We start from the raw sequence: 21,642 nt of genomic DNA, 5'->3' as shown, positions 1-21,642 counted from the left end.
ACGGCCCCCTTGCGACGGGGCCTTCAGACGAAACCTGAATAATGACAAGCGCGCTGAGGATTGGCGCCGGGTTGCGTCGTGCATGGCAGGAGGCATACGTGCGTTTTCTTTCTTTATTGATCGTGTTGCTCGGCGCGCCGCTGGCGTGGGCGCAGCCTTCGGCTGAGATGTCGGAGCCGGTGGGCGGCTGGCGCTACAGCGGCTTGCTCGATCGCACTGAAAACCCCCAGGTCGCCTATCCCACGCCGCCCATCGATCGGGGCGTGCAGCGTAATCGCACGATGATCGAGGGCCGGCTCAAGGCCATGGGCACGGCTCGCCAGCCCCACAGCCTGGCGGTCAACGGCAACCCACTGAATCTCTATACCGACGACGAGGGGCGTTTCGCCCGGCCGTATGCGTTCGGCGCCGGCTCCAACAGCGTCGAGGTGCGCAGCTCCGAAGGCCAGTCCCTCAAGCGCGTGCAATTCTATGAAGCCAACAACCTGCGCACCCCGGCGCAGATCCGCGTGGTGCTCGGCTGGGACGATCCCAAGGCCGAACTCGACCTGCATATCGTCACACCCGACGGCCAACATGCGTTCTTCGGCCAGCCGGCGCTGAGCAACGGCGGCGGCCTCGACCCCGATGGCGTCGACGGCCCCGGCCCGGAAATGTTCACCATGACCGCGCCGATGCACGGCACCTACCTGGTCTACGTGAACTATTGGGGCAACTACGGCAGCGGCGGCTACAACTTCGATGAGACCAGCAACCAGAACGAGGTGATCACCTCGCAAATCAACCTGGTGCTCAACGAAAACACCGTCAATGAAAAACGCGAAACCTTTGTCGTGCCCCTGCGTGCCATTGGCGATCTGTTGCTGGTCAAGACTTTCAACTACTAAGTATCCGCTCCACGGATGAACAGGCCCTTGTGAATATGAGCGACAACACTGCTTCCCCGACCACGCCGACACCTGTCGCCAAACCTGGACGCCGCTGGCCGGCGCTGCTGATCGGGCTGTGCCTGGTGGCGGGTGTCGTCGCCGGGATGGGCTGGTTCATGACCAAGCCCAAGGCGCCGCCCATGGAGCTGGCGTTGGAAAAACTCGGCCTGAGCCGTCCCGACGGCTTGCTCGAGGCCCATTCCTTGAGCCAGTTGCCCAAGGACCTGTTGGCGGTGCCGTTCCTCAAGGCCACGCTCACCGAGGACTTCGTCTTCTATTACGAGGCCCATGCGGACCGTCTCGGGCTGATCGGCAGCCTGCGCCGGATCATCTATGAGCATGACCTCAAGTTGCAGGACAGCCTGATCGAAGAGCTGTTCGACCAACCGGCCGATGTGGCGCTGTGGCGCGGTGCCGATGGTCGCCTCAAGGATTTCCTGTTGGTGATGGATCGCGGCGGGCTGGCCAAGGTGCTGGAACCGTTGGCCAAGGTCGCCTTGGACGATACGCAGTTGAGCAAGCTCAGCGACCTGAAAGTCGGTGGCGATGACGTCGCGCTCTACCAGCTCAGCTACAACGCCAGCAAATCCCTGCTTTTCGCCTCCCATGGCGACAAACTGGTGGTGCTGTCCAACCCGACCAAGCTGTATGACCCGGCCAGTGGCGCCGCGGTTGAACGGGGCAGCGTTTCGACTACTGCCCTGGCCGCCTTGCTCAATGGCGACAAACTGTTCCCCGAAGCCTTCGGCCTGCCGCCCAAGGCACCAGAGGTCAAGCAGCGCATTTCGGTCAACGCCAGCGTGCTCGCCATGGGCTACCAGCGTTTCATCCCGAACTTCGCCGGCTTGCGCTTCGACATGGATGACAAGGGCTGGCACAGCTTCCTGGCCATGGACGAACTGGAAAACCAACCGGACTTCGACTTCAAGCCGATCTGGCAAGCCATGCCCATGGGCGCCAGTGCCTGCGTAGCCTTGCCCCTGGCTGCCGAGCAGCAGAAACCGTTGCTGGTCAAACTCGGTGCCAACGAAAAAGCCGCCCAGGCCATGGTCGACCATGTGGCCGGCGCGGCTGGCCTGTGCTGGTACGCCGATTCGCGCCTGTACACGCCGCTGTTGGTGGCGAGCCTGAACGAAGACGATGGCAAGCTCGACGCCGACCTGGGCAACCTGTTCGGTTCGATGGTGGGCGCCTATGAAAACAACGTCGCCGAACATGCCTTCCCGGTGGTCGAGAAGCAGCAAGGCTCGACGCACCAATGGCTGCGCCAGGTCAGTTCCAACTTCGGCCCTTACCTGGCCAAGGAAGCCGAACAACCCGACGCGATCACCGGCAAGGCTTTCCTGCGGGTGAGCCTGGCGCGCCACGGTTCGACCTTGCTGTTCTCCCTCGACGACAAGTTGGTGGACAAGGCTCTCGGCACTCTCGACAAACGCTTTCCACCCATGGCCGACGTGGTACCCAAGGACCTGCTGATGCCAGTCTACTTCGGCCCGGATTCCATTGCGCAACTGATGCAGCGCGAAACCCTCGACAGCCTGCCCCAGGACATGGAGCCGGTGTTCTACAACGCCGCGCAAACCTACCTGATCCCGAAACTGCGCACCCTCGGCGGCTATGGCAAATACGCCCTGACCTTGCCGGAAGGCAGCGAGCCGGACGGCCACTGGCAGTGGCTGCCGCTGGAATGGAAAGCGCTGTGACAGGACTGATCCGCACCCCTGCGTTGACGCTGCTGCTGGCCTTGCTGCTCGGCGGGCCTGCGCGTGCCGGCGAGGCGCCGGCGCTGGATGTGCAGCAGTCCCAGGTCTTTCGCGCCTGGTTCGTGCGCATCGCCCAGGAACAGCTGACCAGAGGTCCGAGCCCGCGCTGGTATCAGCAGGACTGCGCCGGGCTGGTGCGCTTTGCCGCCAACGAAGCGCTCAAGGTCCATGATGAAAAATGGCTGCGTAGCAATGGCCTGTCCAATCGCTACCTGCCACCGGAACTGCCCCTCAGCGATGCGCAACGGCGCCTCGCCCAGCAATGGCAGCAGGGCGGCGGCAAGGTCGGGCCCTACGTCAACGCCATCAAGCTGATCCAGTTCAACAGTCACCTGGTGGGCCGCGATGTGGCCCAGGCCCGTCCCGGCGACCTGATGTTCTTCGATCAGGGCGACGACCAGCACCTGATGATCTGGATGGGCCGCTACATCGCCTATCACACCGGCACTACAACCCCTACCGACAACGGCATGCGCTCCGCAAGCCTGCAACAACTCATGAACTGGAAGGACACCCGATGGATACCCGACGCAGCCAACCCCAACTTCATCGGCGTCTATCGACTCAACTTTCTCTCCCAATGACCGGTGCCCGCATGCTGCGCTTGTGTTCAAAACTGCCCCTGCTGTTTGCCTTGTTGCTGGCACCCGTGGTTAATGCCGAAGACACCGTGGAGCCCAGCGGCTATACGCCGGTGTCCGGTGAAAGCTTCTTCCTGCTGGCCGACAGCAGCTTTGCCAGCGACGAGCAGGCCATGGTTCGCCTCGAAGCGCCGGGCCGCGACTACCGTCGGTTCCGCATGGAGCCCTACGGTGGCGCCGATATCCGCGTCTATCGCATCGACAAGCCGTTGGATTTCCTCAAGCGCCAGAAGAACCTGCATCGCGTAGTCAGCGATGGGCAGTTCAAGGGCGAAGGCCTGTCGAACACCCTGGCGTACCTGTGGGACAACTGGTATCGCAAGTCCCGTCGGGTGATGCAGCGGGCGTTCTCCTACGAGTCCCGCCAGCAAGTGACCGAAGAAGTGCCGGAGCTGAAGATCGGCGATGCCCTGGTCGCGCCGACGCCGTACGACGCGCCGGCACAATTCGCCTTGATCCCGGGCCTGCCGGTGGTCAGCCAGTTCCGTTATCCGCTGTGGCAAGCCAAGCCGATCCAGCCGCCTGCGGGCGTCAACCTGGCCGGCTCGTCCAGTGAGTTCGTCAGCGTCGCGCCGGGCAACGTTTATGTGCCGCTGGGTCAGTTGAAACCGGGCCTGTACCTGGTGGAGGCGCTGATCGGTAAATACCGCGCGACCACCATGGTCTTCGTCTCCAACACTGTGGCGGTCAGCAAGATTGCCGGTGACGAGCTGCTGGTCTGGGCCGCACGCAAGCACGAAGGGCGTTCGGTGCCCAAGGTCAACGTGCTGTGGACCGATGGCCTGGGCGTGATGAGCAGCGGTGCCACCGACGAAGACGGTTTGCTGCGCCTCAAGCACGTCAGCCCGGAGCGTTCGTTCGTCATCGGCGAGGACGAGGAGGGCGGGGTATTCGTCTCGGAAAACTTCTACTACGACAGCGAAATCTACGACACCAAGCTCTACGCCTTCACCGACCGACCGCTGTACCGGCCGGGGGATTGGGTCTCGTTGAAAATCGTCGGTCGCGAGTTCAAGAACGCCCGTGACTCGGTGCAACCGAGCGCCGCCGACGTCAATGTCAGCGTGCTGGATGCCACCGGCACCGCCCTGCAAACCCTGGCCCTGAAACTCGATTCCAAGGCCGGTACCCAAGGCCGTTTCCAACTGCCGGAAAACGCCGTGGCCGGCGGCTATGAGTTGCGCTTCAGCTACAAGGACCAGCTCTACAGCAGCGCCTTCCGTGTGGCCGAGTACATCAAGCCGCACTTCGAAATCGCGCTCAACCTGGCCAAGCAGGATTACCGCACCGGCGAGCCGGTCAAGGGCAACCTGGTGTTGCTGTACCCGGATGGCAAGCCGGTGGTCAACGCCACGGTGAGCCTGAGCCTGCGCGCCCAGCAACTGTCGATGGTGGATAACGAGCTGCAATACCTGGGGCAATTCCCGGTGGAGCTGACCAGCAGCGAAGTGACCACCGACGACAAGGGCAACGCGTCCCTCGACCTGCCGGCCGCCGACAAGCCGAGTCGCTACACCCTCACGGTGTTCGCCAGCGATGGCGCGGCGTATCGGGTCAAGACCACCAAGGAAATCCTCATCGACCGTGGCGCGGCGAATTTCCGCCTGAGCGCGCCCCAGCGATTCAGCGCCGTCGGCCAGAAGGTCTCGTTCAGCTACGCCAACGAAGGCGGCAACGAACAAGCCAAGGCCGTGACGCCGGGCAGTTACGCCTGGGTGCGCCTGGAAGATCAGAGCACCGGCGAGGGCAAACTGGCGGCCAAGGACAAGGGTTTCAGCCTGACCTTCGACCGCCCCGGCACCTACAACCTGACGCTCAAGGATGACCACGGCCGGGTCATTGGCGCCGCCGCCCATGCGGTGACCGGCGAAGGCATCAAGGCCGTACCGGGCACCGTCGAGATCGTCCTCGATAAAACCGAATACAAGACAGGTGACGAAGCGCTGGCGCTGATCACCTTCCCGGAACCGGTCAGCGATGCGCTGCTGTCGCTGGAACGGGACAAGGTCGAAGCCACGGCGCTGCTATCCAAGGGCGGCGACTGGCTGAAGATGGAAAAACTCAGCGACACCCAGTACCGCGCGCGCATTGCCGTGAAGGATAACTTCGCGCCCAACCTGACCTTCTCGGTGCTGTACACCAAGGGCGGCCAGTACAGCTTCCAGAATGCCGGCATCAAGGTGGTGACGCCGCAGATCGACGTTGCTGTCGTTACGGACAAAGCCACCTATCGCCCTGGCGACACGGTGACCGTGGACCTGAGCACCCAGTTCGCCGGCAAGGCGATCCCGGCGCACCTGACGGTCAGCGTGGTGGACGAAATGGTCTACGCCCTGCAACCGGAAGTGGCGCCGACCATCGACCAGTTCTTCTATCACCCGCGCCGCAACAACGTGCGCACCAGTGCCAGCCTGTCGTTCATCAGTTACGACGTAGCACTGCCGGGCAGCCCCGGCGCGCCGGGCAAGGCCAACCGCAGCGAACGCGGGGTCAAGGTGCTGGAGCGGCCACGACGTGAAGACGTCGACACCGCTGCATGGCAACCGGAGCTGGTTACCGATGCCAACGGCAAGGCGCGCTTCACCTTCAAGATGCCTGACTCCCTGACCCGCTGGCGCATCACTGCCAAGGCCATCGCCGACGATGGCCAAGTGGGCCAGAAGAAGCAGTTCATCGCTTCGGAAAAACCGCTGTACCTGAAGTGTAGCGGCCCGACGCGCTTCCGTACGGGCGACAAGCCGCAACTGGGCCTGTTCGTGTTCAGCCAGTCGGAAAAACCACTGAAGGCCGAGCTGCTGATCCGTTACGCCGGCGCTGAACAGCGCGTGGTCGCGGACCTGAAAAACGGCATCAACTACGTGGCGCTGCCGGCCCTGGAGCTGAGCAGTGGCGACTTGAACGTGCAGTTGCAATTGAATGGCGAAACCCAGGACGCCCTGGCGATGCGCTTGAACGCCAGCGGCAATGGCTGGCAAGTCACCCAGAACCAGCGCTTCGACGTGGCCAGCGGCGACACCCCGCTGACCCTGCCGGCCGACGCCAGCGATATTCGCCTGCGCCTGGATGACAGCCCGCAAGCGTTGTTCCGTTCGGCCCTGGATGACCTGCTGAGTTACCCCTACGGCGGCGTCGAGCAGACCGCCAGTCGCCTGCTGCCGTTGAGCATCGCCTACCCGACCCTGGCGTCGAACCCGCAAATCCGCGACCGCCTGCGGTTGATCATGCAAAACAGCCGCTTGCGCCTGGTACAGATGGCCGGCCCGTCGGCGAGCTTCACCTGGTGGGGCCAGGACGGTGAGCCGGATGCATTCCTCACCGCCTATGCCTATTACGCCGACTGGCACGCCAGCAAGGCCCTGGACCTGAGCCTGCCACCGGAACACTGGCAGCGGGTGCTGGAGGTCTACGCCAAGCAGGCCGGTGATACGCCGCTGCTGCAACGGGCGCTGATCCTGTCGTTCGCCAAGCAGATGCAACTGCCGGTGAACACCTTGCTCAGCGGCCTGATGGATGATTTGGCGAAGGCCAGTGAAGACAGCACCGAGAGCGTTTTGGACAGCGGCGAAGACAGCCTGGTCATGAATGCGCCGGACTCTGCCCTGGGCTTGGCCAGCGCTCGCGTGCTGACCGCGTCCCTGGCGAAACAGGCGAAGGTGCCGCTGCCGGCGGCTTTCAGTCGTCAAGCGGAGGCCGCGCAACAGCAACTCGAACTGAGCTCGCAGCCGTTCGTCGAGGCCCTGGTGTTATCGTTGCAGAGCTTCGATCAAGCCCGCGCCACTGCATTGCTGGAACGCGTGTTGCCGCAGCAGTCCACCCTGGAACGGGCCTTGGCCCTGACCTGGTTGCAGCGCAGCATCGAACAGGCCGCGCCGGCTGTGGCGCTGGCGCCGGGTGAAGGCTGGGTCGCCAAGCAGGGTGCGACCGGTGAAACCTACTGGCAGTGGCAGGGCGCGCAGCTTCCGACCCAGCTGACTCTCAGCGGTGCCCAGGAGCGTCCATTGCAAGCGGCCCTGAGCTTCCAGAGCCAGCAACCGCCGCTGGCGCCGATGGCCGTGTCCATCACTCGTCGCCTGTCGCGTCTGGTGCCGGGCGACGAGGCCTTCACCTTCAAGCTCGAGGCCGTGGGTAACAAGCCGTTGTCCAGTGACAGCCTCTACCTGGATGAGGTGATCATCAACAGCAAGGCGTCGACGCCGCTGCGCTACGGCATGCTCGAAGTGCCGCTGCCGCCGGGCGCCGATGTGGAACGCACCACCTGGGGCATCCAACTGCAGGGCAAAGCCGACAGCGAACCGACTTCCCTGGAAAAAGCCCGCTTCGAGCCAGGCCAGATGGCCTACGCAGTGCCGGTGGACGCCCTCAGCGGCGAGCTGCGCCTGCGGCACTTGGTGCGCTTCTCCCAGAAGGGCCAGTTCACCTTGCCTCCCGTACGTTTCACCCAGGTCTACGCGCCGCAGCATCAGGCGCGGGAACAGAAACCGGCGCTCGGTCAGGTGACGGTCAACTGACATGCGCAGGCGGTGGTTTGGCTGGCTGTTGTGCTTGATCCCTGCGCTGGCAACGGCGCAGGACGAGCCGTTGCGCCTGGCCTTCGATGGTCAGTTGCTGCGAGTGAGCCAGACCCAGGTGCTGGACCGCCAGCCGTTGCCCGATTCCTTGCAGGCGCCGCTGGGCAGCCTGTGGAAACTGTTCGTCTACGCCTGGCTGGTGGACACCGACGCCCGCGAGCCGGTTTACGAGTGTCGCGGTGAATCGAAGGAAGAGGTCTATTGCTGCAACGCCGGGCAGAGCATCGCTCGCGACCAGGCGCTGGTGAAATCCTGCGGCTTGTATTTCGAGCCGCAGCGGCTCGGGCTTTCGGCCTCGAACTGGCGCGATTACTGGCAGGCCCGTCAGGCGCCAGCGTGGCTGTTGGATTTGCCTGCGTTGCAACCGCAGACGCAGGTGCCGGTCGCGGAACTGCTCAAGGCCTTGGCTACCTTGCCGGCCCAGGACCAGGCGCGCCGGGTGCTGCTGGACGTGGTGCTCAGCGCGGCGGACGGGCGGCTGGTGGGTGAGTTGGGTAGTCGCCTACGGGTCAAGACCTGGAGCTGGCTGGGTGACCAGGGACCTTCCTCTCGACAGGGCGGTTTCGCCGGTTGGCTGGCCGATGGCACCCCGGTGTGGGCTGGCGGACGCGGTACCAGCCAGCAGGTATTGAAGGTGTACGGCGACGGGTTGGCGGCTGCATTGCCCTCGCGCTGGCCAGCGGAAACCGGGCGTTGCGTGGAGGTGGGGCTGTTTGCCCGTTATCCCTGGCAACGGGTGATGGCCGGCGACCGCCCGGCTACACCGGGCCAACTGCGCGGCGATTATCGCGTCGAGTTCAGCAACGGCAACCAGTTGGATATCCACAGCGACGGCGAGTTGTTCCTGATGCCCGGCAAGTTGGTGGCGCGGTTGGACCGGGAAGAGTACGTCGCCCGGGTTCTGCAGCGCGAAGCCAAGGCCGAACCCGCCGAAGCGGCCAAGGCCTTGGCCGTGGCGATCCGCACCTACCTGCTGCAAAACGCCCAACGCAACGGCGACTGCCTGAGCATCGACGACAGCAGCCATCGCCAGCGCGTCGCCCCGCGCCCGGCGGCGCCTGAAACCCGCGCCATTGCCGCCTGGACCAGCGACCTGGTGCTGGCCGGCACCGATGTCACCTACCACTCCGATCAGCCCGGCCCGGACAAACTGTCCTGGGCTCAAGCCGTGGAGCAAGCCAATGCCGGCCAACGCTACGACGCCATTCTGCTGCACGCCTACCCGCGTGCCAGCCTCAGCCGCTGGGACAATCCGGTGGCGTCCTGCGAAGCACTGCCGGCCGCCCAGGACTGGCTGCTGAAACAGCGGCGCGGCTGGCGTGAGCGGCTGGAAAGTGAAGTGGGCTACAACGAAATCAGCGCTTTCGCCGTCTGCCGCGTCGCCTTCGGCCGGCCTTACGTCGACCGCGAACGCCAGCGCATCTACGTGCGCGGCGTGCTGTCGCTGCAAGACCGCCTCGACCTGACTCATGAATATCTGCACCTGGCCTTCGAAGCTCATCCCAATGGCCAGGACGAAAACTATATCGAAGGGCTCGCCCGTCACCTCTTGCTGGAATAGACCATGACACTCCGTTATCCACAGGTCTTGCTGTTGCTCTGCGCCCTGACCGCGTTGCCACCGGCCATGGCCGCCGACTCCATCAGGCTCGACACCCCGGTCGGCGGCTGGCGCAGCGGTGCGCCGGGTGGCGAAGGCGAAAACTACAGCCAGACCGTCAACTACCCGGCCTCGTCAGTCAATACGCCCCCAGGCCAGGCCGACACCGCCCGCATCAGCGGCCAGATCAAAAGCGCGCCCAAGGATGGCAACGCGCCGGGCCAACTCATCGTCAACGGTGTGAGCCTGCCGCTGAAGCTGGATGACGAGGGACGCTTCGACCGGCCGTTCTCGTTCCCCAACGGCAGCAACAGCGTCGAAGTGCGCAGCGCCGACGGCCAGCAGCGCCACCGCACGCAGTTCCTCAACACCAGCGGCGGTGCCACTCCGGCCAAGCTACGGGTGTTACTGAACTGGGACAGCGACGGCACCGACCTGGACCTGCACCTCGTCACCCCGGACGGCGCCCACATCTGGTATGGCGACCGCGTCGCCCCCAACGGCGCGGCCCTCGATGTCGACGTCACCACCGGCTACGGCCCGGAGATCTTCTCCATGCCCGCGCCGATCAAAGGCCAATACCTGGTGTACGTGAACTACTACGGCGGCGGTTATCGCAGTGAAGAAGACAGCGAGGAAGGCGAGGGCGGTGGTGAACAAGCGCAACAGGCCCTGACCACGGCACAAGTCACCGTGATCACCGAAGAAGGCACGCCAAACGAGAAAATGGAAACCTTCGTGGTGCCGATGCGGGCGGTGGGGGAACTGACGTTGGTCAAAAGCTTCAGCTATCCGTAAGGCATCGTCGCAGCCACAACTGAATTTACAGCCTGTGGAGATCCCCTGTGGGAGCCGAGCTTGCTCGCGATGACGGTCTAGCATCCAACATCAATGCAAGCTGACCCACCGCCATCGCGAGCAAGCTCAGCTCCCACAGAGGATCTATGGTGGATGCCTGATCTGTGAGCGCTCGAAAACCCTGTGGGAGCGAGCCTGCTCGCGATTGCGGTGACCATTCAGCATCTACGTACCTGATACACCGCTATCGCGAGCAGGCTCGCTCCCACAGGGGTCGTCAATTGCTCCGAAGAAATCTCACGCGTGAGCTATTGTGGGGTTTGGAAACTACCTGTAGTGTTTCTCACGCGTGAGTTTTTCACAGTGGGGTCAGTACCATGCAAACCAGCTCTCCATCGGATCCGCCAGGCGGGCCTGATGACGATTCAATGAGCAGCACGGGAGAGCGCTCCAAGCCCGCCGCGAAAAAACCATCGAGCTTTTACATGAAGCAGATGCGCGCGGGCCTGAGTGCCGCCGGGTATGTGAAACACGAGACTTGGGTGCTTCCCGAAAACCGAAGCCTGCTCAAGCAAATGGAGAAACAGCTACGCCAACCGATTCTGGCTGGCTCATTCATGTCGGAGAATTACATGAGCGCAGGTAATAACTGGAACATCGATCGCCTCTACAGCGCCCTCCAGGCCCTGGATGAAGTGGTCGCGAACGACATCACTCTTTCCCTCGTCCAAGGCTCCGAGTCCAGCATCAAGCTGGAAATGAATGACTTCGGTGGCTTGCCGATCTACATCGCCGTGGTGGGTGATCAGATCATCGTCGATACCGTCCTGGTGGACGTTGAGTCGATCAGCGACGTCGCGGCCTTCAACGACGCCGTGCTGCGCAGCCGGGAAATGTTCCCGCTGTCGTCCATCGGCATCGAGACCATGCCCAACGGCCAGGTGGTCTACAACATGTTCGGCGCGTTGAGCTCCGATTCCAGCCTGACCAACGTCGTGACCGAGGTCAAAACCCTCGTCGACAACGTCCAGCGCGCCAGCGAAGCCTTCGAACGCTTCTTCATTTAATTCGCCGAATAGGAACCATCCAATGACTCAGTCCATCTGGAGCAAGTTGTTCACCGCACTGCGTGGCGGCGCCAACGAAGTCGGCGAATCGATCGTCGACCAACAGGCCCTGCGCATCCTCGACCAGGAAATTCGCGACGCCGACAGCGCGCTGGCCAATGCCAAGCGTGAGCTGGTCACCATCATGGCCAAGCACAAGCTGGCGACTGATCGCGTGGGTGAATACAACGCCAAGATCAAGGACCTGGAAGCCAAGGCCCTGGCCGCGATCCAGGCCAACCGCGAGGACCTGGCGCTGGAAGTGGCTGAAGCCATTTCGACCCTGACCAACGAACTGGACGCCGAGCAAAAGCACGCGACCGAATTCGGCGGTTACGCGGACAACATGCGTAAAGACATCACCAAGGCCGAAAGCCGCATCAAGAGCCTGCGTCAGCAAGTGGACATGGCCAAGGCGCGCGAAAGCGTGCAGAAGGCCCAGGTCAGCGCGTCGATCGCCAGTGGTGGCGCCAATGGCAAGCTGGAAACCGCCGTTGGTACGCTCAACCGCCTGCAAGCCAAGCAACAGCAACGCGCCGCTGAGCTGCAAGCCCAGGACGAACTGGCCGAGGCTTCGACCGGCTCCGACCTGGAGCGCAAGCTGCGCGATGCCGGCATCACGCCGAACGAAGGCAGCGCCAATGCGATCCTGGAACGCCTGAAGAAAAAATCGGCTGAGTGATCGCTGAGCGCACCGAACCCGTGGCGAGGGAGCTTGCTCCCGCTGAGACGCGAAGCGGCTCCAAAAATGGGGCCTGCTGCGTAGTCCAGCGGGAGCAAGCTCCCTCGCCACAATAGTGTCCGGCACGCCATGGATTTAATTGTGGTTCAGGTACTTTTATCCAAGCGCCGCAACAGGTTTAATGCTGTCCGGCCACTACGCTCGAGCCCTCAGACGCCAGAGCGATGATCCCGCCAGGAACCAAGCCCCACGGAGTCAGGGACGAAATGTCGATTTTCCTTTTGTTGCGCTCGTACGCTTCGTCCTTCTTCCATCGGTTCGGCTGGGCGGGCCTGGCCATTGCGTTGGGCGTGCACCTGTCTACGGCCTGGATCGGGCTGGTGCTGATAGGCGAGCAACACCTGATCGCCGCCGCCACGTTTACCTACTTCTATCTCACCACCACGCTCACCGTCGGCTATGGCGATCTCGCGCCACAGACAGCGGCGGGACGGGTGTTCGTGGCTACCTGGGTCATGCTCGGGGGTATCGCGCTGCTGACGGCAGCCATCGGCAAAACCACCAGCAGCGTCATCGATGTATGGAGAAAAGGCATGAAGGGAAAAGGCGATTTCACCGGCAAGGTCGGCCACACGGTTCTCATCGGTTGGGAGGGCGCCTCCAGCGAGCGGGTCATTGAATTGCTGCTGCAGGACGAAACCTCCAATGACAACCTGATCGTCATCTGTGATTGCGATCTCGAAGAAAACCCCATGCCCGGCAAGACCTCGTTCATCAAGGGCGACAGCTTGTCCTCCGTCGCACTGCTACAGCGTGCCGGCGTGCCTGGCGCCGAACGCGTGCTGGTGCGAACCCATTCCGACGACCTGACCTTGGCCACCGTACTGGCGGTCAATCAATTGGGCCCGGTCGGGCATGTGGTCGCCCACTTCAATGACAGCGAAATCGCCGCCCTCGCCAGCGCCTACGCGCCGAGCCTGGAATGCACCTCCAGCATGGCCATCGAAATGTTGGTGCGTGCCTCCCAGGATCCGGGCTCGTCCGTGGTCATCAATGAATTGCTCTGTGTCGGGCAAGGCGCTACGCAGTACCTGATGAAACTGCCCGAGGCGTTCGAGGCGACGTTCGGCGAGCTCTATAACCGGATGAAAGAGCAGCACAACGCTACGCTTATCGGCTACCGCGCCAAGGGCGCCCGACACCCGTCGATCAACCCGCCCGGCACCACGCGTGTCGTGGGCGGAGAACTCTTCTACATCGCCTCCACGCGTCTGAAGGAAATTTCCCATGGGGTGGTTTAAACAGTTGATGGGGCTCGAGGCCCCGAACGCGAACACGACAGCTAGCCATGGCGCGCCGATCAGCGGGCCGCTGGGCCTGGCCTCCGGCAAACAGGTCATGTTCGATTCCACACTCAAGTTGTTGCTCGATGGCAACAGCGCCGTGGTCATTCCCGGTTCTCAACAGATCTGGAGCCTGGGCATCGTCGACCTCGGGCAATCGAACTGGTTGACGCGCTGTTACATGAACGACGAAGACTACTGGCTGCAAGTGCACACCAGCGGCGACGTCGCCGGGCAGGTCGAGTCGGTGATCCTGTTCAACTACCTCAGCTACGTCACCCTCAACAGTGAAGCGGAATTGCGCCGGCTGGCCGGCCCTGAAAGCCTGATCGGCCTGCCGACCTACACCCACAACGGCGTCGAGTACACCCGCGAATGGGGCACCGAGGCGGGCCAGACCGAACTGGTGGGGTTGAGCGAACGCGTGAGCAATCCGGACGAGTCCTACAGTGTCGAGCACCGTTCGATGCTGTACGCCCGCGATACCGGCCTGACGGATCGCCGGGAGTTCCTGCTGTTCTCCGTCGAAGAGGACGCCGAAGGCACCGTCAGTCTGAGCACTTCGCTGGGTATTTCGCTGTACACCACTGACCTGAACACTCTTTGAATAAGGAAGAAGTCCATGCTTGAAGCGCTCTCCATTTCCCTGAACAAGGCCGCCGTGTTCGGCTTCGTTTTGTATCTCCTCGGCGCCGCCGTGCTGTTCGCACTGTTTCAGTTCATCTACATCCATGTCACGCCGCACAAAGAGTTCGAACTGATCCGCTCGGGCAACGTGGCTGCGGCCATCGCCCTGAGCGGTGCCCTCATCGGTTTCGCCATCCCGGCCAGCAACGTGATTACCTACTCGATCAGCATGCTGGACTTCGTCGTCTGGGCGGTGATCGCCGCTGTCGTTCAGTTGTTGGCGTTCCTGGTGACCAGCCTGGTGCTCAAGGGCGCTTCGGCGCGCATCAAGAACGGTGAAATCGCCGCCGGTATCTACATCGCCGCCGTGGCCATCAGCGTCGGCATGTTGAACGCCGCGTGCATGACGCCTTCCACGAACTGATCGCGCCACGGAGAACCCGATGAAACGAAGCAAGTACGTTCAGCTTTCGCTGGCCGCGTCGGTCGCCTTGGCGATATCCGGCTGCGGGCCGACGGAAAAAACCTACAAGTTGCAGAAGAAGTACAACTTCCAGTCCGTGCAGCAATGTGTCGATGAAAAGCTGCCGGTGGACATTTGCGCCGACGCCTACATGACCGCCATGAGCGAGCATCGTCGCATCGCGCCGACGTACGCCAGCCAGGCTGATTGCGATGCCGACTTTGTCCCCGATTGGTGCCAGCAGGACTCGGCCGGCCAGTTCATCCCCAAGCTGGGTGGATTTGAGCTGAGCGCCGATGGCGAGGTCACGCAATCCCAGGTCGACGCCGCCCGGGCCCAATTGCCGGCTTCGGAAGCGAACGTCGGTGGTTCGGGCTTCAGCAACCTGCTGACCGGACTGTTGATCGGCAACATGCTGAGTGGCAACCGCAACAGCTATTACTCCGAACCGGTCTACCGTTACCGCGATGATCGTGGCGACTACGGTTCCTCGACGCTCAGCCAGCGGGTTTCCAGCGGCTCGACCTTCACCAAGTCCAACCAGGCGCGGTATGGCAGCTATACCGATTCCATCAAGAGCAGCAAAGCGATGTCCGTCGCTTCCTCCACGTCTCGCGGTGGCTTCGGTAGCAAGTCCAGCGCCCGCAGCGGTTGGGGTGGTTCGAGCAGCTCCGGCGGTTGAGGAACCAGCGCCATGAAGAAGATCCATTGCGCCGAACGTCATGACTGGAAACAGACCGCCGAACAGCTCGGCTTTCTGTTCCACACCATCGATAACGAACCCTATTGGGACGAAAGCGCGTACTACCAGTTCACCCTCAGGCAGATCGAGGACGACCTGGAAGACCCGACCACCGAGATCCATGACATGTGCATGGACCTCGTGGCCCGCGTGGTACAAAGCGAAGAGCTGTTGGAGCGCCTGAGCATTCCCTCGCCGTTCTTCGATCTGGTGCGCACTTCATGGCTCGAAGGCCACCCGCACCTGTATGGGCGCATGGATTTCTCCTACAACGGCAGCGGCCCGGCCAAGTTGCTGGAGCTCAACTACGACACGCCGACCAGCCTCTATGAAGCCGCGGCGTTTCAGTGGGGCTGGCTGGAGCAATGCATCGAGCGCGGTTTGCTGCCCAAGCATGCCGACCAGTTCAACAGCATCGACACCAAGCTGCACCAGGCCTTTGCCCAGTTGCAGCTCAAGGAACCGTTTTACTTCGCTTCGATGAAAGGCTCGGTGGAGGACAAAGGCACCACGGATTACTTGCGGCTGATCGCGGAGAAAGTCGGTATCGAATCGCGGCACATCGATATCGAAGACATCGGCCTCAACAGTGACGGGCGTTTCGTCGACCTGGAGGAGCGCTGGATTCCGCACCTGTTCAAGCTGCACGCCTGGGAGTTCATCTTCCACGAGCCGTTTGGTGAAGCGATTGCCCAGTGTGATACACAGTTTTTCGAGCCGGCCTGGAAGTCGATCATCTCCAACAAAGGCATCCTGCCGTTGCTGTGGGAATTTAACAAAGGCCACCCGAACCTGCTCGCGGCTCACTTGGATACCGACACCAGCAAAGCCGTGCCCAAGGGCTGGGTGCGCAAGCCGTTCTTTTCCCGGGAAGGCGCCAACATCGAGCTGCAAACAGCGGATGGCCTGATCGTCAAAGAAGACGGGCCCTACACCGACGCGCCGTTCATTCTCCAGGAATTCGCGCCGCTGCCGAAGTTCGACGACAGCTACACGCTGATCGGTTCCTGGGTCATCGGCGACCAGGCGGCGGGCATTGGCGTGCGGGAAGACAACAGCTTGATCACCAAGGATTCAAGCCGGTTCTTGCCGCATCTGATCCTCGATTAATACATGGCGAGGGAGCGGTGTGCCAGTGGATCAAACGCTGAACCCCTGTGGGAGCGGGCTTGCTCGCGAAGACGGCGGCACAGTCAACATTGATGTTGCTTGATACACCGCCTTCGCGAGCAAGCCCGCTCCCACAGGTTAATGCTTCCGCCCCGAGGTTTTCAGGTCCACCAGTACCGAACCAGATGGAAGAAGATCGGCGCGGCGAAGCACACCGAGTCCAACCGGTCGAGCATGCCACCGTGGCCTTCGATCATGTGGCCCCAGTCCTTCACACCGCGGTCGCGTTTGATCGCTGACATGACGATGCCGCCGGCAAAGCCCAGCAGGTTGATCAGCAAGGCGATGAGGAACGACTGCCACGGATTGAACGGCGTGATCCACCACAGCGCGCCACCGATCAGCGAGGCCAGGAAAATGCCGCCGGCAAACCCCTCCACGGTTTTCGAGGGCGACAGGTTCGGCGCGATCTTGTGTTTGCCGAACAGCTTGCCGCAGACGTACTGCAACACATCCGACAGCTGCACCACGATCACCAGGTAAGCGATCAGCAACAGGTTGCGTCCTTCGAAACCAGCGATGTCCAGGGTCAACAGGGCGGGCACGAAGGAGATGCAGAACACCGCGATCATCAACCCCCACTGGACCTTGGAAGCGCGCTCCAGGAAGTGCGTACTGTCGCCACCCAAGGACGCCAGGATCGGCAGCAGCAGGAACACGTACACCGGGATGAAGATCGAAAACAGCCCGTACCAGTCGTAGTAGATCAGCAGGTATTGCAGCGGCAGCGCCAGGTAGAACGCTGCCACCAGGGCCGGATAATCACTGCGCCGGGTCGGCGTCAGGGTGAGGAATTCCCGCAGGGCGTAGAACGACACCGCGTAGAACAACAGAATCACCGCCGCGTTGCCGAGCCAGAACGCAATGCCGATCACCAGCACCATGATCCACCAGGCGTTGATCCGCGCGTTGAGGTTGTCGATGACCGAGTTTGGCGCGCCTTTGGTGCGCAGCTTGAGAATGAAACCAATCAGCGAAGCCAGCACCAGAATCGCGCCGATCCCGCCAAATAACATCAGGGTATATCGATCCATGTCAGACGTGCTCCGGGGCCAGTGCCAGCAGCGCGGCGCGGCTGCGTTCAAGAAATTGCTCTTTGCTTTCACCTTCTTCGATGCACAGCGGCGCGCCGAAGCTGGTGGTGCATAACAGCGGCAGAGGCAATACCCGGCCTTTGGGCATGACGCGGTTGAGGTTGGCGATCCACACCGGGATCACCTCGACCTCGGGATGAGCCTTCATCAAGTGATAGATCCCGCTCTTGAACGGCAGCAAGCCTTCGTCGGGGTTGCGCGTGCCCTCGGGGAAGATGATCAGCGAGTCGCCGTTCTCCAGGGCTTCGAGCATTGGCTGCAATGGGTTGTACGAAGGATCCTTGCGTTCGCGGTCTACCAGCACACCGTTGAACACCCGGTTGATGATGTAGCGCCGCACCGGGCTGGTCTGCCAATAGTCGGCACCGGCGACCGGTCGGGTCAGCTTGCGCAACGCCGGCGGCAGCGAGGCCCAGAGCAACACGAAGTCACCGTGGCTGCTGTGGTTGGCGAAGTAGATCCGCTGCACCTGCGTCGGCGCACAGCCGAGCCACAGGCTGCGAGCACCGGTGACCATGCGGGCGGCGGAGGTGATGAGGTTGGCGACCACGGGTTCGAACATGAGGATTCCTTATCCTGAAAAGGCTAGCCAGGGACTGGCCAGGATGAAGCCCAGCGTCAAGACAACTTGTGCGGCCAGCAATCGCGACTGTCGACGCAGCAGCAACAACGCGCCGTGCCGGCGTTCGGTCCAGAGACGGCCGGCGCGTGCGGCCGGTTGCAGGCCCAGCGAGGTGAGGGCCTGATCCAAGGTGTAGGTGCGCTCGGCCAGGGATTGAGTGCTGTCAGCCATGCGCTGAAACAGATCGGCATCAAATGCCACGCGCAACGCCCAGTATTTTTCCAGCACACCGAGCACGATCAGTACGGCGCTCAACAGCAGCAACCACGGATCGATGACCCCCACCAACCACTGCCCCAACCCCAGCAGCACCGCCAGCAGCGTCAGCCCGGTGGACAGCTGATCCAGCGATTGACCGCGGCGCAACAGACTCGCCACGGTGTGCAGTTCCATATCAGTGATCATGGACATTCTCCCGGCTTGATAACGGCTCCAACGCCCGACGATGCGCCGCATGCAAGACAATGCGCGGGCGAACGCGCTGGATTTGCACGATAGCCGCATCAACATTCGCTGCCCGACCACTGTGCAACAACCAGGCGACCACGGCAGTTGCGCTACGGGAATAGCCCAAGGCGCAGCAGACCAGCACCGGCCCGCGCTGACGAAGGCTTTCGATGGCCTCCGCCGCTTTCAGGCATTGCTCGGTGGTCGGCGCCGTCAGGTCGAGCACCGGTAGCGAGCGATAGGCAACCCCCGTGCTGTCTATGGACAGTTCTGCGCAGAGGTCGAGCACCCCGCTAAACGCGCTGTCCTTCAGCTCCATCGGCGTGGGAATGCGCCCGAGCCAGACGTTATCCGCTACTTGATCCGGTTGCGGATGTTGGCGCGTCCACCAGCGGGAATTGATCCACGCCGCCGCCAGATAAGGCGCCAGCAACCAACGCGCCGCCGGGCTCAAGCGGCCATCGACACGCTTCTGGAAACCGTCGGCACCGAACACCAGGTAATTCAGCGCCACCATGAGCACCGCCACCGCCGGCCAGATCAACCAGAGCCACGCGCCGCCCAAGGCAAACGCCGGGATGAACAGCGCCGCCGCGCCCAAGCCATAACGCAGCGCCAATCGCCGGCGGGCAGGGTCCGTCGCCAGACGCGCGCTCAGCAGCGGGCTCGACCGATCCAACGGCCACAACCACACACACAACCAACCGGCCAACGCCCCCGTGGGCAGGTCAATGAAGTGATGTTGATAAGTGGTCAGCACCGACACACCAATCAGCGCGAACCACCCGTGCATCAGCCAGCGCCAGACCCCCTGCAGATGCCGCTGATAACAGACCCACAGCACCACCAGCAACGCGATGTGCAGCGATGGCGCCTGGTTGAACGGCTTGTCGAACCCCGCCAGCACCTCGAACAACCAACCGAACACCCCGTCCATTTCCGGCCGGGGGAAGGTAAAGCGTAGCGGCCAGAGCAGAAAGCAACTGACTGCAATCACCTGGGCCGTGAGCAGGCGCAAGGCGTGGCGCTTGAGTTCGACACGGCTGGTGGGCAACAGCAGGGACAGGCCGTACAGCAGATCGATCGACCAGTACGGCACGATGGTCCAGGCCATGAACGGCATGTGGCTTTCCCAGGCGAACACCAGCGTGCCGACGTCGTCACGCTGGGAGGTGACCCAGGTGGCGAAGCCATAGGTGCTGAAGAACAGCGGCGCCAGCAACAGCAGCCACAGCACTGCCGGTTTCAGCAGTGCGGGCTCGCGGGCCGGAGCGATGACGGCGCTCATTACTGCACTCGCTGGGCCAGCGAAACGCTGAAAATGCCCCACTCATCGACCCGCAGGGTGATCTTGCGGAAGCCCGCCGCCTCAACCAATTGATCCATCTCTGCCTGGGTACGTCGACGCATCACCCAAGCCTGCCCGGCACGGTGGCTGGTGAGGGCGCGGGCGATCAGTTCCAGTTGCGGGTGCCACGGCTGGCCGGTGTAGACCAGGAAACCACCGGGCTCTACCGCTTCGGCCAATCCGGCGAGGGAGCCGCCGACCATCTGGTTATCGGCAAACAGCTCATACAACCCGGACACCACGGCCAGGGTCGGTTTTGGCTGCAGCGCCGCCAGATCCTGGCGATCAAACGCGTCACCTTTGACGAACCGGGCGATATCGCCCAAGCCTTTTTCGAGGATCAAGGCACTGCCATCGCGCACGTTGATGTCGCTGTAGTCGCGCAGCAGGATCGACTCCGGCAACGGGCTGACACCTTGCAGCGCTTCCAGGATGTAGCGGCCATGCCCGGCGGCGATGTCGACGATGCGCACCTCACGGTCCTGCTCGCGCAACTTGCCCATGGCCAGGCGCAGCAGTTCTTCAACGTGCACTTTGCGCTGACGAATGCCGCGCCAGCCGATGGAGTTCAGGTAGTTCTGGTCAATCATCTTGCCCACGGCCGAGGTGCCGGTGGGGCGATTGCGGTAGACGTAGTCCAGGGTACTGCCGGAGTCGAACCCGGTGTCGAAGCCCAATTTCACGCCCGCAGACAATTTGCTGCCAAAGCGCATGCTGGCGCGGGTCATGCGCCAGTACAGGTCGCGCAACGAGTTGTGCGGCAGCGGCGTCGCCAGGGTTTCGGCTTCGGCGCAGGTCACGCCCAGGCGATCGGCGTCCAGCAGGGAAGGGCGCTCCAGCGGGCGGGCGAAGTTTTGCAGGATGAAGCGGCGGGCACTGGCGATGGCCGGCGCGCGGTTCTTCTCGCCGAGGGTGTCGTGGAAGAACCCCGGCAGGATGTGCTTCTCCTTGTGCAAACTGCCCAGGCGATCGAAGAACTGTTCCTGGGGTTTGCGGTGCACGACAAAGTCCGAGCCGGAGATCAACAGCTGCGTCGGCACCTGGATCGCCTGGGCGTCGGCCACCACGCGGTCGGCGGCTTCGTACAGGCCCAGCAGTACGTTCACCGAAATCGCCTTGGTGATCAGCGGATCGCTGTCGTAGGACGCCACCCGTTCCGGGTCATGGCTGAGGAACTTCGCCTTGACGTAACTGTTGACGAAAAAATTGCCGCGAAACTTGCGCATCAGTGCCAGGCCCGGACGAGCGAACGGCACGTAGAGCTTGACCTTGAACGCTGGCGAGGCCAGCACCAGCGAACGGATGCGCGGTGCGTAATCGTGGACCCAGGTCGATGCGATCACCGCCCCGACGCTTTGCGCGACCACGGCGATGTTCGACTCGTCGATCTGATGCGTGGCGCCGATGTGATCGCAGAAGGTCTGCACATCCCGCGCACTGGTGGCAAAGCTCGGGCTGTCACCGCGGGCGCCCGGCGACTGGCCATGGCCCCGTGCGTCCCAGGCAAAGAAGTCGAAGCCGGGCAAATCCAGCTCATCCACCAGGTGCGCAATGCGCCCGGAGTGTTCATGCCCGCGGTGAAACAACAACACGGCCTGGCGGGGTTCACCCGCAGAGGCATTGACAGCCGGCCAGTGCCGGTAGAACAACTCCACGCCATCGTGGGTGGTGAACGTCAGTTCCTGGGCTTCGCGCATTG

Annotated in this window: 18 protein-coding genes; 13 read left to right on the top strand and 5 right to left on the bottom strand. The window is 62.7% G+C overall.

The window, feature by feature from the left end; genetic code table 11:
- Positions 1 to 98 precede the first annotated feature (98 nt).
- The 13 genes from PSH86_RS27025 (at position 99) to PSH86_RS26965 (ending at position 16,372) form a co-directional block, all read left to right on the top strand.
- Positions 99 to 887: a YfaP family protein gene (locus PSH86_RS27025; RefSeq protein ID WP_109756448.1), complete on the top strand. Its 789-nt coding sequence runs from the start codon at positions 99 to 101 to the stop codon at positions 885 to 887.
- Between the two features lie 35 nt (positions 888 to 922).
- Positions 923 to 2,632: a DUF2138 domain-containing protein gene (locus tag PSH86_RS27020; protein ID WP_305486142.1), complete on the top strand. Its 1,710-nt coding sequence runs from the start codon at positions 923 to 925 to the stop codon at positions 2,630 to 2,632.
- Positions 2,617 to 3,276 (top strand): DUF1175 domain-containing protein, encoded by a 660-nt coding sequence (locus PSH86_RS27015; RefSeq protein ID WP_116833563.1) that lies wholly within the window; start codon positions 2,617 to 2,619, stop codon positions 3,274 to 3,276. The genes PSH86_RS27020 and PSH86_RS27015 overlap by 16 nt, the downstream gene beginning before the upstream one ends.
- A complete protein-coding gene (locus tag PSH86_RS27010) occupies positions 3,273 to 7,841 on the top strand; it encodes an alpha-2-macroglobulin (RefSeq protein ID WP_305490391.1) in 4,569 nt (1,522 codons plus the stop codon). The genes PSH86_RS27015 and PSH86_RS27010 overlap by 4 nt, the downstream gene beginning before the upstream one ends.
- A gap of 1 nt (position 7,842) precedes the next feature.
- Complete coding sequence (locus tag PSH86_RS27005; RefSeq protein ID WP_109756452.1) at positions 7,843 to 9,462, top strand: DUF2300 domain-containing protein; 1,620 nt, start codon at positions 7,843 to 7,845, stop codon at positions 9,460 to 9,462.
- Positions 9,463 to 9,465: 3 nt separating this feature from the next.
- Positions 9,466 to 10,299, top strand: coding sequence for a YfaP family protein (locus PSH86_RS27000; protein ID WP_176689055.1), 834 nt, complete (start codon positions 9,466 to 9,468; stop codon positions 10,297 to 10,299).
- A gap of 485 nt (positions 10,300 to 10,784) precedes the next feature.
- Positions 10,785 to 11,366: a YjfI family protein gene (locus PSH86_RS26995; protein WP_092258175.1), complete on the top strand. Its 582-nt coding sequence runs from the start codon at positions 10,785 to 10,787 to the stop codon at positions 11,364 to 11,366.
- Between the two features lie 22 nt (positions 11,367 to 11,388).
- The gene (locus PSH86_RS26990) at positions 11,389 to 12,087 is read left to right on the top strand and encodes a PspA/IM30 family protein (protein ID WP_003185899.1); all 699 of its coding nucleotides are present in this window, start codon (positions 11,389 to 11,391) and stop codon (positions 12,085 to 12,087) included.
- Positions 12,088 to 12,353: 266 nt separating this feature from the next.
- Positions 12,354 to 13,388 carry an ion channel gene (locus tag PSH86_RS26985; protein ID WP_109756456.1) on the top strand — a complete coding sequence of 345 codons (1,035 nt, stop codon included), beginning with the start codon at positions 12,354 to 12,356 and terminating at the stop codon, positions 13,386 to 13,388.
- The gene (locus PSH86_RS26980) at positions 13,375 to 14,037 is read left to right on the top strand and encodes a DUF2491 family protein (RefSeq protein ID WP_109756457.1); all 663 of its coding nucleotides are present in this window, start codon (positions 13,375 to 13,377) and stop codon (positions 14,035 to 14,037) included. Before PSH86_RS26985 ends, PSH86_RS26980 begins: the two co-directional genes overlap by 14 nt.
- A gap of 15 nt (positions 14,038 to 14,052) precedes the next feature.
- The gene (locus PSH86_RS26975; protein WP_305486132.1) at positions 14,053 to 14,481 is read left to right on the top strand and encodes a DUF350 domain-containing protein; all 429 of its coding nucleotides are present in this window, start codon (positions 14,053 to 14,055) and stop codon (positions 14,479 to 14,481) included.
- Positions 14,482 to 14,500: 19 nt separating this feature from the next.
- Complete coding sequence (locus tag PSH86_RS26970; RefSeq protein WP_109756458.1) at positions 14,501 to 15,202, top strand: DUF1190 domain-containing protein; 702 nt, start codon at positions 14,501 to 14,503, stop codon at positions 15,200 to 15,202.
- Positions 15,203 to 15,214: 12 nt separating this feature from the next.
- A complete protein-coding gene (locus PSH86_RS26965) occupies positions 15,215 to 16,372 on the top strand; it encodes a glutathionylspermidine synthase family protein (protein WP_249015611.1) in 1,158 nt (385 codons plus the stop codon).
- 161 nt (positions 16,373 to 16,533) lie between these two features.
- Here PSH86_RS26965 and PSH86_RS26960 read toward each other — a convergent pair whose 3' ends face one another.
- Genes PSH86_RS26960 through PSH86_RS26940 form a run of 5 tightly spaced genes read right to left on the bottom strand, consistent with a single transcriptional unit; the run spans position 16,534 to position 21,640 of the window.
- Positions 16,534 to 17,466 carry a phosphatidate cytidylyltransferase gene (locus PSH86_RS26960; protein ID WP_109756460.1) on the bottom strand — a complete coding sequence of 311 codons (933 nt, stop codon included), beginning with the start codon at positions 17,464 to 17,466 and terminating at the stop codon, positions 16,534 to 16,536.
- A 1-nt stretch (position 17,467) separates the two neighbouring features.
- Positions 17,468 to 18,088 carry a 1-acyl-sn-glycerol-3-phosphate acyltransferase gene (locus tag PSH86_RS26955; protein WP_109756461.1) on the bottom strand — a complete coding sequence of 207 codons (621 nt, stop codon included), beginning with the start codon at positions 18,086 to 18,088 and terminating at the stop codon, positions 17,468 to 17,470.
- A 9-nt stretch (positions 18,089 to 18,097) separates the two neighbouring features.
- Positions 18,098 to 18,553 carry a hypothetical protein gene (locus PSH86_RS26950; RefSeq protein ID WP_305486124.1) on the bottom strand — a complete coding sequence of 152 codons (456 nt, stop codon included), beginning with the start codon at positions 18,551 to 18,553 and terminating at the stop codon, positions 18,098 to 18,100.
- Positions 18,543 to 19,883 carry a phosphatase PAP2/dual specificity phosphatase family protein gene (locus tag PSH86_RS26945; RefSeq protein WP_305486121.1) on the bottom strand — a complete coding sequence of 447 codons (1,341 nt, stop codon included), beginning with the start codon at positions 19,881 to 19,883 and terminating at the stop codon, positions 18,543 to 18,545. Before PSH86_RS26945 ends, PSH86_RS26950 begins: the two co-directional genes overlap by 11 nt.
- Positions 19,883 to 21,640: a bifunctional alpha/beta hydrolase/class I SAM-dependent methyltransferase gene (locus PSH86_RS26940; protein WP_305486118.1), complete on the bottom strand. Its 1,758-nt coding sequence runs from the start codon at positions 21,638 to 21,640 to the stop codon at positions 19,883 to 19,885. Before PSH86_RS26940 ends, PSH86_RS26945 begins: the two co-directional genes overlap by 1 nt.
- Between the last annotated feature and the right edge of the window lie 2 nt (positions 21,641 to 21,642).

The organism is Pseudomonas sp. FP2300 (genome assembly GCF_030687595.1).
GTDB classification, from domain to species: Bacteria; Pseudomonadota; Gammaproteobacteria; order Pseudomonadales; family Pseudomonadaceae; genus Aquipseudomonas; species Aquipseudomonas bijieensis.
This window is presented reverse-complemented; position numbering and strand designations above follow the sequence as displayed.